General features: G+C 70.3%; 11 protein-coding genes. 8 read left to right on the forward strand and 3 right to left on the reverse strand.

Annotated elements, in window-relative coordinates:
• The first annotated feature begins 68 nt into the window (after positions 1 to 68).
• The 5 genes from ABZY33_RS02310 to ABZY33_RS02330 all read left to right on the forward strand — a co-directional run bounded on the left by ABZY33_RS02310 (position 69) and on the right by ABZY33_RS02330 (position 2,610).
• On the forward strand, positions 69 to 665 hold the full coding sequence (locus tag ABZY33_RS02310) for a hypothetical protein (RefSeq protein WP_356489537.1): 597 nt from the start codon (positions 69 to 71) through the stop codon (positions 663 to 665).
• A 13-nt stretch (positions 666 to 678) separates the two neighbouring features.
• Positions 679 to 864, forward strand: a complete 186-nt coding sequence (locus ABZY33_RS02315) for a hypothetical protein (RefSeq protein ID WP_356489538.1) — start codon at positions 679 to 681, stop codon at positions 862 to 864.
• 126 nt (positions 865 to 990) lie between these two features.
• Positions 991 to 1,455, forward strand: a complete 465-nt coding sequence (locus ABZY33_RS02320) for a BlaI/MecI/CopY family transcriptional regulator (protein WP_356489574.1) — start codon at positions 991 to 993, stop codon at positions 1,453 to 1,455.
• Positions 1,456 to 1,464: 9 nt separating this feature from the next.
• The gene (locus tag ABZY33_RS02325) at positions 1,465 to 2,025 is read left to right on the forward strand and encodes an amino-acid N-acetyltransferase (protein ID WP_356489539.1); all 561 of its coding nucleotides are present in this window, start codon (positions 1,465 to 1,467) and stop codon (positions 2,023 to 2,025) included.
• A 249-nt stretch (positions 2,026 to 2,274) separates the two neighbouring features.
• Complete coding sequence (locus tag ABZY33_RS02330) at positions 2,275 to 2,610, forward strand: Lsr2 family protein (RefSeq protein ID WP_356489540.1); 336 nt, start codon at positions 2,275 to 2,277, stop codon at positions 2,608 to 2,610.
• Here ABZY33_RS02330 and ABZY33_RS02335 read toward each other — a convergent pair.
• Entirely contained in the window at positions 2,589 to 3,218 is a 630-nt protein-coding gene (locus ABZY33_RS02335) for an SCO3374 family protein (RefSeq protein WP_356489541.1), read from the reverse strand. The two genes, ABZY33_RS02330 and ABZY33_RS02335, sit on opposite strands and share 22 nt — an antisense overlap.
• 440 nt (positions 3,219 to 3,658) lie before the next feature.
• On the opposite strand from ABZY33_RS02335, the gene ABZY33_RS02340 reads away from it, so the two are divergent.
• Positions 3,659 to 6,193, forward strand: a complete 2,535-nt coding sequence (locus ABZY33_RS02340; RefSeq protein WP_356489542.1) for an ATP-dependent Clp protease ATP-binding subunit — start codon at positions 3,659 to 3,661, stop codon at positions 6,191 to 6,193.
• A gap of 78 nt (positions 6,194 to 6,271) precedes the next feature.
• On the opposite strand, the gene ABZY33_RS02345 is transcribed toward ABZY33_RS02340, so the two are convergent.
• Entirely contained in the window at positions 6,272 to 9,301 is a 3,030-nt protein-coding gene (locus tag ABZY33_RS02345) for an NACHT domain-containing protein (protein WP_356489543.1), read from the reverse strand.
• Between the two features lie 484 nt (positions 9,302 to 9,785).
• Here ABZY33_RS02345 and ABZY33_RS02350 point away from each other — a divergent pair, with 484 nt between their 5' ends.
• Positions 9,786 to 10,460 carry a M23 family metallopeptidase gene (locus tag ABZY33_RS02350; protein ID WP_356489544.1) on the forward strand — a complete coding sequence of 225 codons (675 nt, stop codon included), beginning with the start codon at positions 9,786 to 9,788 and terminating at the stop codon, positions 10,458 to 10,460.
• A gap of 30 nt (positions 10,461 to 10,490) precedes the next feature.
• Here ABZY33_RS02350 and ABZY33_RS02355 read toward each other — a convergent pair whose 3' ends face one another.
• Positions 10,491 to 11,075, reverse strand: coding sequence for a TetR/AcrR family transcriptional regulator (locus tag ABZY33_RS02355; protein ID WP_356489545.1), 585 nt, complete (start codon positions 11,073 to 11,075; stop codon positions 10,491 to 10,493).
• 148 nt (positions 11,076 to 11,223) lie between these two features.
• Here ABZY33_RS02355 and ABZY33_RS02360 point away from each other — a divergent pair, with 148 nt between their 5' ends.
• On the forward strand, positions 11,224 to 12,831 hold the full coding sequence (locus tag ABZY33_RS02360) for an MDR family MFS transporter (protein ID WP_356489546.1): 1,608 nt from the start codon (positions 11,224 to 11,226) through the stop codon (positions 12,829 to 12,831).
• The last annotated feature ends 54 nt before the right edge of the window (positions 12,832 to 12,885 follow it).

Raw genomic sequence — 12,885 nt, forward strand, 5'->3', positions numbered from 1 at the left:
GCGCCAGGGCGCGCCCGGGGATTGCCGGTTAAGCCGATTTTGTCGGTAATAGTGCGTATCGTCAGTTCATGCCCACGCCCTACGGAAACCGCGGCGGCCTGGCGTTCGGTGCAGAAGAGCTGCGTGTGCTCCGACGCGCCCTCGCCCTCGCCCTCCATCCCAGCCCCGCCTCGGACACGGACGTCCGGGACTGTCTTCGACTCGCCGAATCGGTCGACGACGCCGCGCGGGAGAGCGCCCGTATGCGCGCCTTCCTGCTCGCCGACCTCGACCGGTACCGGGCCGCGCTGCCCGGCTCCGCCACCGGCTATCTGAGCCTGCTCGAGGACGCGCTGGCCGCGGGCCACCAGCCCGGCGCCGACGACCTCGCCGGACTGCGCGCCCTGCGCGGCAACCCCCGGGCGGCGGCCCTGCTCGGCCGCTGCCAGGTCCTCGCCGAACAGCACCTGCGGGCCCGCCTGGAAGCCCCCCGGCGCCCGCGCGTGCCGGCCTCCCGCTCGCATCTGCTCGCACTGCCCGGCGGTCTCGCGGCGGCCGGCCAGCCGCCCGCGCGCCCCGGCCCCGCCACCCCGCCCAAGCCCGTGCCCACCCCGGCCGAGGTCTTCCCGCCCAAACGCCGACCCGCGCAGCCCCCGGCCCCGCCGCGGCAGTGGGCCGTGGGCTAGCTACTCTGGGGGCATGGACTACGTCTCCGCGCTCGTGCCCCCGGTAGTGATGGCCGCGTTCTTCATCGGTCTGATCGTGACGATCGTGAAGTCGCAGGGTGGCGACAAGAAGGCCAAGGAGGACGCGGCCGTCGACGCCGCCCTCGCGCGCGCCGAGGCCGCCCAGCAGGGCGGCGTGCGGCACGAGGCCGGCGCCTGACCGCACCGCGGCGGCGGGCCGCAGCCGTACGGAGGGGCGTCCGAGAGGCGCCCCTTTTGTCATTGTTTCCCGCTGCTCGCCACGTCCGGCGTTGAATTACCGTCTTCTCCCACTATTGTGCTGTTCGTGCCCCGCCCCTTGGGAGAACTCGAAGACGCAGTGATGACACGGGTGTGGAAGTGGAACCGCCCGGTGACGGTGAGGGAAGTTCTGGAGGATCTCCAGCAGGAACGGTCGATCGCGTACACCACGGTCATGACCGTATTGGACAATCTTCATCAGAAGGGCTGGGTACGCCGCGAGGCGGAAGGCCGGGCCTATCGATATGAGGCCGTCTCCACCCGCGCCGCCTACTCGGCCGCGCTGATGAACGAGGCGTGGGCCCGCAGCGACAACCCCGCGGCCGCGCTCGTCGCCTTCTTCGGCATGATGTCGTCCCAGCAGCGCGAAGCACTCAGGGACGCGATGCGCATCGTTCAGCCCGAAGTGCCCGCCGAAGTGCCCGCCGAAGCACCGCCTGAAGTGGCGCCCGAAGTGCCGTCCGAAGTGCCGTCAGGACCCGGGGAAGCGGACGAGGGGCCCGGGCGATAGCGTCCGCACATGCCAGCAGAGCCCCCGGAAGTCTTCACCCGCTCCGATTCGACCGCGAATGCCATCACCGTCCGCAGGGCCAGGACCGCCGATGTACCCGCGGTGCGCCGCCTGCTCGACGCGTACAGCCACCAGGGGATCCTGCTCGACAAAGCGACCGTGACGCTTTACGAGGACATCCAGGAGTTCTGGGTCGCGGAACGGGACGACAACGCCGAGGTCGTCGGCTGCGGCGCGCTGCACGTCATGTGGGAGGACCTGGCGGAAGTCCGCACGCTCGCGGTGAACCCCCAGGTCAAGGGCGGCGGCGTGGGCCACCAGGTGCTCGACAAGCTGCTCCGCACCGCCCGCTGGCTCGGTGTTCGCCGCGTTTTCTGTCTCACCTTCGAAGTCGAGTTCTTCGTCAAGCACGGCTTCGTGGAGATCGGTGAGACGCCCGTCGATACGGTCGACACCGATGTCTACAGTGAGCTGCTCCGTTCCTATGACGAGGGCGTAGCGGAGTTCCTCGGTCTCGAACGAGTGAAACCGAACACCCTGGGCAACAGCCGGATGCTTCTGCATCTGTGATCGCCCGCCCCGTATTCCGGCAACGACCGGCGAGCGGTCCCCCTATGTCCGAAACGCGCATGTTTTCGGCCCGGCTGGGCAGCGTACAACTCCGGGATCTCTCCCGATCTCAGCCAGGGGTTTGTGTTTTTCCGGCAAAAGCGGTTTGCTTTCCGACGTACTGCAGTACTGCATATAACAAGGGGACGGCGAAACAGCGGCCGCGGTCGCGGGAGGCCGGCCTTCAGTTATCGATGAAAGGAAATCCCGGTGGCACAGAAGGTTCAGGTCCTTCTTGTCGATGACCTCGACGGCGGCGAGGCGGACGAGACCGTGACGTTCGCGCTCGACGGCAAGACATACGAGATCGACCTCACCACCGCCAATGCGGACAAGCTGCGCGGTCTTCTCGACGCGTACGTGAAGAGCGGCCGGCGTACCGGTGGCCGTGCCGCGAGCGGGCGGGGCAAGGCGCGCGCCGCCTCCGGCGGCAACCAGGACACGGCGCAGATCCGCGCCTGGGCCAAGGAGAACGGCCACGACGTGAACGACCGCGGCCGTGTCCCCCAGGCGATCCGCGAGGCCTACGAGAAGGCCAACGGCTGAGGTCCCGGCGCTGCGGATGCGCGGCGCAGACGGGCACGGTGGCAGTGGGTCGCGGCCGTGTCCACGAGTCGTACGAGATCGGGGGCGCCCCCACCGCCCCCCACGGCCGACGAGGTCGAGACGGCCGCCAGGCTCGTCAGGGCCGGCAGCACCGGTGCGAGGTCGCGTCCGGGCTCGGGGGGCCGCGCCCACGTCGCGGCCTCCTGTGGACCGGCCCACCCCGGCGGTGTCGGGGCGTCGATGAACCCGTCCGCCCCCAGGGCGACGAGGTCCGTCGCCAGCGCCCCCCACTCCAGCCAGTCGAGCAGGCCGGGCACCTCGTCCGCGCTGCCCGCCGCGACCAGCAGCTGCATCGTCTCCCCCCGCACGGCCACCGGCGAGCGGGGATCGCACCGGTGCAGCATCGCGAAGCCCGCGTCCGCCGGCAGCTCCAGCACATCGAACCGCACGCCCGTGCGCAGCCGCGCTCCGCGCGGGCCGGGCTCCGCAGCCCAGCCGAGCGCGTCCGCGTACCACCGCCGGACGGGGTCGGAGCCGCAGCCGGCCGCTTCGAGCGGGCGCCGGGGCAGCGGGACGGCGGAGCCGGGGACGGACGAAGAGGCGACCATGCCAGGAGCAACCGCCGAGGGCGCCCGGGAGTTACGTGCTGTCGCCGGACGGACGCGCAGAGTTCGCGTCGAAACGGCGTACGGGAGCGCGGGGTGGCGCAATGGTGTTCGCCCGTAGCGGAGGGAACCGGCGTGCGCCGCATGGACTGTCCGCGAGTGCGGGTAAGACATCCCTAGTGGGAGGGGCGACACGCGTGCGCCGGGCATCTCGCGTTCGCCATCGGCGTAGTGATGGTGGGGGTATCTGCCTGGCCTGCGGGAACATCGTCTCGCACCATCGGGTTGGAGCAGGTGTCGGCGCTTGAGGATAGGAGACTGTCCAGGGAAGGGTCCGGGTGTCGGCAGATGAATGAGCGGTCCCCGCTTGCGGGACTAAGCTGCGGAAGGACAGGGAGGGGACCGACCCCTTACTGCCTGACCGCTCTGAGGAGCGATTAACGATGTTCGAGAGGTTCACCGACCGCGCGCGGCGGGTTGTCGTCCTGGCTCAGGAAGAAGCCCGGATGCTCAACCACAACTACATCGGCACCGAGCACATCCTCCTGGGCTTGATCCACGAGGGCGAGGGTGTCGCCGCTAAGGCCCTGGAGAGCCTCGGGATTTCGCTCGAGGCGGTCCGCCAGCAGGTGGAGGAGATCATCGGGCAGGGCCAGCAGGCTCCGTCCGGCCACATCCCCTTCACCCCCCGTGCCAAGAAGGTCCTGGAGCTGTCGCTCCGCGAGGCCCTTCAGCTGGGCCACAACTACATCGGCACGGAGCACATCCTGCTCGGCCTGATCCGCGAGGGCGAGGGTGTGGCCGCCCAGGTCCTCGTCAAGCTGGGCGCCGATCTCAACCGGGTGCGGCAGCAGGTCATCCAGCTGCTCTCCGGTTACCAGGGCAAGGAGACCGCCGGCGCCAGCGGCGGTCCTGCGGAGGGCACCCCCTCCACGTCCCTGGTGCTCGACCAGTTCGGCCGCAACCTGACGCAGGCCGCTCGTGAGTCCAAGCTCGACCCGGTCATCGGGCGCGAGAAGGAGATCGAGCGCGTCATGCAGGTCCTGTCGCGCCGTACCAAGAACAACCCGGTCCTGATCGGTGAGCCCGGCGTCGGCAAGACCGCCGTCGTCGAGGGCCTCGCCCAGGCCATCGTCAAGGGCGAGGTGCCCGAGACCCTCAAGGACAAGCACCTCTACACCCTCGACCTCGGTGCGCTGGTCGCCGGTTCCCGCTACCGCGGTGACTTCGAGGAGCGCCTGAAGAAGGTCCTCAAGGAGATCCGCACCCGCGGCGACATCATCCTGTTCATCGACGAGCTGCACACGCTCGTGGGTGCGGGTGCCGCCGAGGGCGCCATCGACGCGGCTTCCATCCTGAAGCCGATGCTGGCCCGCGGTGAGCTCCAGACCATCGGCGCCACCACGCTCGACGAGTACCGCAAGCACCTGGAGAAGGACGCGGCCCTCGAGCGCCGCTTCCAGCCCATCCAGGTCGCGGAGCCGTCGCTGCCGCACACCATCGAGATCCTCAAGGGTCTGCGCGACCGCTACGAGGCCCACCACCGTGTCTCGATCACGGACGAGGCGCTCGTGCAGGCGGCCACGCTGGCCGACCGGTACATCTCGGACCGCTTCCTGCCGGACAAGGCGATCGACCTGATCGACGAGGCCGGTTCCCGGATGCGCATCCGCCGGATGACCGCGCCGCCGGACCTCCGCGAGTTCGACGAGAAGATCGCGGGCGTGCGCCGCGACAAGGAGTCGGCCATCGACTCCCAGGACTTCGAGAAGGCGGCGTCTCTCCGCGACAAGGAGAAGCAGCTGCTCGCGGCGAAGGCCAAGCGCGAGAAGGAGTGGAAGGCCGGCGACATGGACGTCGTCGCCGAGGTCGACGGCGAGCTGATCGCCGAGGTCCTCGCGACCGCCACCGGCATCCCGGTCTTCAAGCTGACCGAGGAGGAGTCCTCGCGTCTGCTGCGCATGGAGGACGAGCTCCACAAGCGGGTCATCGGCCAGCGGGACGCCGTCAAGGCGCTCTCGAAGGCGATCCGCCGTACGCGGGCCGGTCTGAAGGACCCGAAGCGTCCGGGTGGCTCGTTCATCTTCGCGGGCCCGTCCGGTGTCGGTAAGACGGAGCTGTCCAAGGCCCTGGCCGAGTTCCTCTTCGGTGACGAGGACGCGCTGATCTCCCTCGACATGTCGGAGTTCAGCGAGAAGCACACGGTCTCGCGTCTCTTCGGTTCGCCCCCCGGCTACGTGGGCTACGAAGAGGGCGGTCAGCTGACCGAGAAGGTCCGCCGCAAGCCGTTCTCCGTCGTCCTCTTCGACGAGGTGGAGAAGGCCCACCCGGACATCTTCAACTCGCTGCTGCAGATCCTGGAGGACGGTCGCCTGACCGACTCCCAGGGCCGCGTCGTGGACTTCAAGAACACGGTCATCATCATGACGACCAACCTTGGTACGCGGGACATCTCCAAGGGGTTCAACCTGGGCTTCGCGGCCACGGGTGACACGAAGTCCAACTACGAGCGCATGAAGAACAAGGTCTCGGACGAGCTCAAGCAGCACTTCCGGCCCGAGTTCCTCAACCGTGTCGACGACGTCGTCGTCTTCCCGCAGCTCACGCAGGAAGACATCCTGAAGATCGTCGACCTGATGATCGGCAAGGTGGACGAGCGCCTCAAGGACCGCGACATGGGCCTGGAGCTCTCGCAGTCCGCGAAGGAACTCCTCTCCAAGAAGGGGTACGACCCGGTGCTGGGCGCGCGTCCGCTGCGTCGCACGATCCAGCGCGAGGTCGAGGACACCCTCTCGGAGAAGATCCTCTTCGGCGAGCTGCGTCCGGGCCACATCGTGGTCGTCGACACGGAGGGCGAGGGCGACACCCAGACCTTCACCTTCCGCGGCGAGGAGAAGTCGGCGCTGCCCGACGTCCCGCCGATCGAGGACGCGGCCGCGGGTGGTTCCGCGGGGCCGAATCTGAGCAAGGAGGCGTAACCCCTCCGGGGTGAGCCTGACAAAGGTGGGCCCGAACCGTTCCTTCCGGACGGTTCGGGCCCACCTTTTCGTGCCGCGTCAGCCGGCGCGGAGGGCGACCTCCGCCCGCGGGAAGAGGGCGGCGTACGCGGCCGGGTCCTGGTCCGTCGTCGCTCCGGGGAAGATCTCGACGGCGCGGACCGAGGGGAAGAGCGGCGCGTACGGGGCGAACTGCGCGGGGCCGCCGGGCAGGTGCAGACCGAGCCGGGTCACGCTGGGAAGCTCCTCCAGCGGCGTCGGCGGGAGGACCTCCGCGGCCAGGAAGAGGGCGGTGAGCCGGCCGTGGAGGGCCAGCTCCTCCCAGTCGGCGGCGCGGAGGGGGCCGAGCGCCGCGCTCAGGCTGAGGTAGCCGAGGCCGGAGAGGATGGACAGGGCGCGCAGCCCGGTGTGGCGTACCGCGCCCCGGGTCAGGAAGAGGGAGCGCAGCCGGTCGGAGAAGGGCAGCTCGTCCGTGAGCGCCGCCCCGGGCAGGGGATAGCCGATCGTGAGGGAGGCCAGCCGCCGCAGCGTGGACAGGCCACGGGTGCCGGGTACGTCGATGACCCCGAGATGGTTCAGAGCGGTACCGGCGAGCGGTGCGAGGTCGAGGGTGTGCGGGCTGCGGCGCAGAGTGAGGGTGCGCAGGGCGGGCAGCTCCCGCAGCGGCGACAGATCGTCCACGGCGGGGTTGTCGGTGAGCGCGAGGCTCTCCAGGCGTTCCGGGTCCGCGACGGCGAGGATCTCCGGCCAGGTGAACGAGCCCGTGAGGTCGAGCCTGCGCCAGGGCGCCATGCTCCGCGCCGCCTCCCACTGATCGCGGCTGCGCACGGTCAGATCGAGCCGGTCGCGGTCCAGGTGGGCCAGGACCTCGTCGGCGTACCGCCGGGCGGGGAACCGGTGCCACGTGCCCACCAGTTGGCGCCGCACCGCGAAGGACGGGTGCGCGCGGTACTTCTTCAGGACCGGCAGCGCGCCTTCTTCGCCGAGCAGGGACGCCGTCACGGTCACCGCGTGCGCCTCGTCGTCGGACAGGCCCCGCGGCCCGGGCAGGAGTTCGAGGACGAGCCGGCCCGCCTGGGCCAGGCGCTCCGCCTCGGACTGCGAGCCCGGCGGGATCAGCTCCGCGGCCCGCTCCCGTACCTCCTCCGCCACCTCCTGGTCGACCGAGGCCGCGTCCTGGAGGCAGGCCAGTGCCAGCAGGGTCAGGCGCGGGACGGCCGGGGCCAGCAGCCCGCGCAGCAGGCGCCCGCGTTCCCGGGTGCGGGCGTGGGCGACGGCCATGCGCAGGACGTCCTCCCACTGGGTGTCGCCGGCGCGGCCCAGCAGGACGTCGAAGTGGCCCTCCTCGACCGCGTACCGGGCGGCGAGGTGGTCGAGGAAGGTGCGGTGCGCGAAGTCGACGGTCCCCGGGGCCGGGCTGCGCAGGACGCCGCTGCGCAGCAGGAGGTGGCGCAGGATCGCCGGGGCGTCGCCCTGCGCGGCGGCCGCGGGGACGGAGCGCAGGGCGCGCTCCAGGAGGGAGAGGGCGGTCTCCTCGTCCATCTCGCTGCGGCCCGCGAGGAGGAGGGCGTAGGCGAGGCGCTGGAGGAGTTCGATCTGGTCCTCGGTCTCCAGGTGGATGCCGTTGAGGCCGCCCATGCCGCGCTGCCGGTCGCGCTCGGTGAGGATCATCTGCAGCGCGGCGTCGTACAGGGCCTTGCGGCGCGGCGGGAGGTAGCCGCGCCGGGCCCGGTGCAGGGCGCAGATCAGGCCGCACATCAAGGGGTTGGCGGCGAGCAGGGCGAGGTCGGGTTTGGCCCGCAGGACGTCGAGGAGGGGCTCCTCGTGCTCGGCGGCGCCGGCCGCGGCGTGCCAGCGCCGGACGAACGCGGTGACGCGCTCCCCGTCCATGGGTGCGAGGGCCAGTTCGGTGAAGCCGTCCCCGGCCAGCCACTGCGGGCGCACGGCCGTGGGGCGGGCGGTGAGCAGCCAGCGGTTGCCGCCCGCGCCGGGATAGCCGCGTACGAGCGCGAGGAGCCAGTCGCGGACCCGGGCGCGGTCAGCGGCGGGCACCTCGTCCAGGCCGTCGACCATGACCAGGGCGCGGCCGTCGGTCAGGACGCGCTCGGCCCAGCCGTCGGGGGGCGTGTGCGGGCAGTCCGTACCGGCCAGGAAGTCGGCGGGTGCGGGCAGCCGGGCGGCGCGGACCAGGGTGCGCAGGGGCAGGACGTAGGGGACGCGGTCCTCGGTGGTGGTGGCCAGCCACTGGATGAGGGTGGTCTTGCCGGAGCCGGCGCCGCCGCGCAGCAGCACACGGGCGTGGTCGGCGAACGCGGCCGAGACCGGCAGCCGTACGGTCGCCGGCACGGGCCCGGGGGAGCCGGGGCCCGGCGGGGCGTCGTCGTCGGCCGTCGCTTCCAGGCCGAGGTAGGCGAGGTCGAGCGGCCAGGTGTCGGCGGTGTCGCGGGCGTCGAGACCGAAGATCGTCAGGCGGTTGTGGCGCAGCGCGAGATAGCGCCGGTAGCGCTCCTCGAAGGCGCGGTCCGTGGCGCCGGCGCGGACCGGGGTGCGGGCGAGCAGCGCGTCCAGTTTGGCGATGGTCTCGGCCTGCCCCCTGCTCTGCTCGACCAGGGTGCGGGAGACAAAGGTCGACCGCTGGGTGAAGAAGTGCAGGATGTGCAGGCACGCCCACTCGGTCAGGGAGTCCAGGAAGTAGGCCGCGTCCGTGGACAGGCCGGGGGTGGGGGCCGCGGTGCGCAGCGCGCGGGCCAGTTCGCGGTGGCCGAGCCGGACCGCCTGGACGTCGTCCATCCCCAGGTCGCCCAGGGCGCGCAGGGTCCGGGCCAGCGCGAGCACCACCGCCTCGCCCTCGTCGTGGGGGAACGGGGGCTCGCCGGGGCCGTCGAGCGCGGCCCGCACGAGCTTGCCGGCCAGCCGCTCCACGTCCTGCTCGGTCAGGGTGCGCTTCTCGCCCTTGAAGGAGACCAGCCCCGAGAGGCGCACGGGCCGATCGGTGAGGCCCGCGCCGGGGCCCTCCTGGACGAGCAGTTTCCGGAGCGCCGGGGCGATCAGGCTCGATGCCAGCCGGGTGCCGAGGACAGCGGGATCCATGGTCCGGGAGCGTAGCCCCGATCACACTCGGCGGAGGTTGGATCTTGGACACCGGTGACAAGCCGCACAGGTGATTTGTCGCGTACTACCGGAAATAGTGGGACGTGGGTAGCGGGAGGCGGTGCGAACGTGCCCGACGAGGCTTGATGATTTGTCCGTTTTGAGAACAAAGAGGGGAGTGGGGCTGAATGGGCTGGGGAACAGCTGCGCCAAGTGTGCTTAAACCATGGATGAGCGGATAAATCCGGCACTTCGGATGGGGTTCCTCAGGGGTGTCAAGAGACCGCCGTCACCCTGGAGCTATACGAGGTTTCGTAGTAGATGGGGCTTTTGAACCCGGGTGGGGGCGGGGGTTACCAAGGGATGGCCGACCCGGCGACACGAGGACGTGAGCCGGGTCCCTTCTCGCCCCGACGGAGTCCGCTCAGGCTCCCGGCGGGCGCACCGGACCCGAACGTCCCCGAAGCTCGAAGAGGTCTCCCGCATGTCGAAGCGCACCATGTCCCACCGCCCCACCACGCCGACCTTCCGCAAGCGTGCCGCCGTCGTGGCCGCCGGTCTCGGAATGACCGCCGCGCTGGGTGCCGGGGCCGCGTTCGCCGCCGACTCCGCCCAGAGCGCGCTGCCGGGCGTCTCCGCCTCGTCCGTCGAGGCGCAGGCCGCCGCCCAGGCCAAGGCCGCCACCTCCGCCAAGGAAGCCGCCGCGAAGGCCAAGGAGGCCGCCGCGAAGAAGGCCGCCTCCTGGATCGACCCGGTCAAGAGCTACAAGCTCTCCGCGGGCTACGCCCAGGGCGGCGGCATGTGGGCCTCCGGCAAGCACTCCGGCCAGGACTTCGCCGTGCCGCTCGGCACGGACGTGATGGCCGCGCACGGCGGCACCGTCGTCAAGACCGGCGGCAACGGCGCCGGCGACGGCCCCGCCTATGGCAACGCCGTCGTCATCAAGCACGGCAACGGCACGTACTCGCAGTACGCGCACCTGTCCCGCGTCGACGTCCACGTCGGCCAGAGCGTGACCACGGGCCAGCACATCGCCAAGTCCGGCAACACCGGCAACTCCAGCGGCCCGCACCTGCACTTCGAGATCCGCACGACGCCGAACTACGGCTCCGCGGTCAACCCCGTCGCGTTCCTGCACTCCAAGGGCGTGCACGTCTGATCCGCGCCCGCGGCGGTGACCTGCCGGAGTTCAGCTCCGGTGGGCCTGGGTGACCAGGTCCGTGGCGACCTCGAGGATGGCCTCGCGCTTCTCCTCGATGTCGCCCTCGACCTCCCGGAGCACGAACATCCCCGCGTGCATGGAGAACAGCGCGCTGAAGCAGCGCACCCGGTTGGTCAGGGTGACGTCCTCGGGCAGCAGGTGGTCCAGGAGCCCCTTCATCCGCTCCTTGAAGTCCTCGCCGATCCGCAGCTCGCGCATGGTCGCCTGGTTCTCCTGCATGAAACGGAACAGCGGCGCCGCGTTGGCCAGCGCCACCCCGTACCGCGTGAGGATCTCGCGCTTCGTCTCCAGGGTCGGCGGCTGGTCCGCGGCCCAGGCGATCAACTCGTCGATCGGGGTCATCAGATCGTCGAAGAGGCTGACGACGATGTCTTCCTTGGTCTTGAAGTGGTAGTAGAGCGCCGCCTTCGTAACACCGAGCCGCTCGGAGATCTCTCTCAGAGACGTCTTCTCGTACCCCTGCTCCGCGATCAGTTCGAGGGCCACGTCCTGGATGCGCTGGCGCGTGTTGCCGCGCCGCTGCTGCGGCTTGCTGGTGCTGCCCGTGACCATCGCGTGCCTCTCGTGCTCCTTGGAAGTCTCTGGGGAGAAACTTACTTGACGCCCGGCTAGTTCCCGCTCTACCTTCACCATCGTAGGTAACTAGCCGGGCGTCAAGTAAGTCCCGGCCACTCATCCGTACCTGGGGGAGCTGGGGAACATGGCGACAGCAGCGATACACGACAAAAAGCAGGCGAAACAACCACGCAGCGTACGCGTCGTGCTGATGGCGCTGATGATCGCCATGCTGCTCGCCATGCTCGACAACATGATCGTCGGCACCGCGATGCCCACGATCGTCGGCGAACTCGGCGGCCTCGACCACCTCTCCTGGGTGGTCACCGCCTACACGCTCGCCACCGCCGCCTCCACCCCCATCTGGGGCAAGATCGGCGACATGTACGGCAGGAAGGGCGCCTTCCTGACCTCCATCGTCATCTTCCTGATCGGCTCCGCACTCAGCGGCATGGCCCAGGACATGGGCCAGCTGATCGGCTTCCGGGCCGTCCAGGGCCTCGGCGCCGGCGGTCTCATGGTCGGCGTCATGGCGATCATCGGTGACCTGATCCCGCCGCGGGAGCGCGGCAAGTACCAGGGCATGATGGCCGGCGTCATGGCGCTCGCCATGATCGGCGGACCGCTGGTCGGCGGCACCATCACCGACCACCTGGGCTGGCGCTGGGCCTTCTACATCAACCTGCCGATCGGCGCCGTCGCCCTCGTCATGATCACCGCGGTGCTGCACCTGCCGAAGAAGCGCGGCACGGGCAAGATCGACTACCTCGGCGCGGCCCTGCTCACCATCGGCATCACCTCGATCGTGCTGGTCACGACCTGGGGCGGAACCGAGTACGCGTGGAGCTCCGCCGTGATCATGGAGCTGGCCGGCATCGGTGTCGCCGCGCTCGTCGGCTTCGTCTTCTCCCAGACCAAGGCCGCCGAACCGATCGTGCCGCTGCACATCTTCCGCAGCCGCAACTTCACCCTGATGTCCCTGATCGGCTTCATCACCGGCTTCGTGATGTTCGGCGCGGTCCTCTTCCTGCCGCTCTACCAGCAGGCTGTCCAGGGCGCGTCCGCGACCAACTCCGGTCTGCTGCTCCTGCCGATGCTGCTGTCGATGATGGTCGTCTCGCTGGTCGCGGGCCGGGTCACCACGAACACCGGCAAGTACAAGATCTTCCCGATCGCCGGCAGCGTCCTGATGGTGGCCGGGCTGTTCCTGCTGGCGCAGATGGACACCGGGACCTCGCGGTTCACCTCCGGCCTGTACATGGCCGTCCTCGGCGCCGGTATGGGCTGCCTGATGCAGATCACGATGCTGGTCGCGCAGAACAGCGTCGAGATGAAGGACATGGGCGTCGCGTCCTCGTCCACCACGCTCTTCCGCACCCTGGGTTCGTCGTTCGGTGTCGCCATCATGGGCGCCCTGTTCAACAACAAGGTGCAGGACATCATGGCGCAGCGGGCCGGCGCGCTCGGCGGGAAGGTCACCGAGCAGTCGGCGCAACTGGACGCGGCCAGCCTGGCGAAGCTGCCGGTCCCGGCCCGCGAGGCCTACCAGTTCGCCGTCTCCTCCGGCACGCACTCCGCGTTCCTGCTCGGCTCCGTCGTGGCGATCGGCGCGCTGATCGCGGCGTGGTTCGTGAAGGAGGTCGCGCTGCGGGGGGCCGGTCCCGAGAAGGCGGCGGACCCCGACAAGCCGGCCGAGGGCGGTGCGGCCGGGGACGCCGCGCGGGGCGGCAAGACGGTGGCAGAGTCCGTCTGAGCGGGCCGCCCCCTCATCCGCACTCGGCTGTGACCGGCCCCGGCGCTTCGGCGC

This window comes from Streptomyces sp. NPDC006552 (assembly GCF_040611655.1).
In the GTDB taxonomy this organism is placed as follows: Bacteria; Actinomycetota; Actinomycetes; order Streptomycetales; family Streptomycetaceae; genus Streptomyces.

Bases quoted from the DNA above. Each gene is read 5' to 3' on its own strand.
- ABZY33_RS02350 (WP_356489544.1), top strand. From the start codon at position 9,786: ATGTCGAAGCGCACCATGTCCCACCGCCCCACCACGCCGACCTTCCGC.
- ABZY33_RS02325 (WP_356489539.1), top strand. From the start codon at position 1,465: ATGCCAGCAGAGCCCCCGGAAGTCTTCACCCGCTCCGATTCGACCGCG.
- ABZY33_RS02315 (WP_356489538.1), top strand. From the start codon at position 679: ATGGACTACGTCTCCGCGCTCGTGCCCCCGGTAGTGATGGCCGCGTTC.
- ABZY33_RS02345 (WP_356489543.1), bottom strand. From the start codon at position 9,301: ATGGATCCCGCTGTCCTCGGCACCCGGCTGGCATCGAGCCTGATCGCC.
- ABZY33_RS02360 (WP_356489546.1), top strand. From the start codon at position 11,224: ATGGCGACAGCAGCGATACACGACAAAAAGCAGGCGAAACAACCACGC.
- ABZY33_RS02310 (WP_356489537.1), top strand. From the start codon at position 69: ATGCCCACGCCCTACGGAAACCGCGGCGGCCTGGCGTTCGGTGCAGAA.
- ABZY33_RS02340 (WP_356489542.1), top strand. From the start codon at position 3,659: ATGTTCGAGAGGTTCACCGACCGCGCGCGGCGGGTTGTCGTCCTGGCT.
- ABZY33_RS02335 (WP_356489541.1), bottom strand. From the start codon at position 3,218: ATGGTCGCCTCTTCGTCCGTCCCCGGCTCCGCCGTCCCGCTGCCCCGG.
- ABZY33_RS02355 (WP_356489545.1), bottom strand. From the start codon at position 11,075: ATGGTCACGGGCAGCACCAGCAAGCCGCAGCAGCGGCGCGGCAACACG.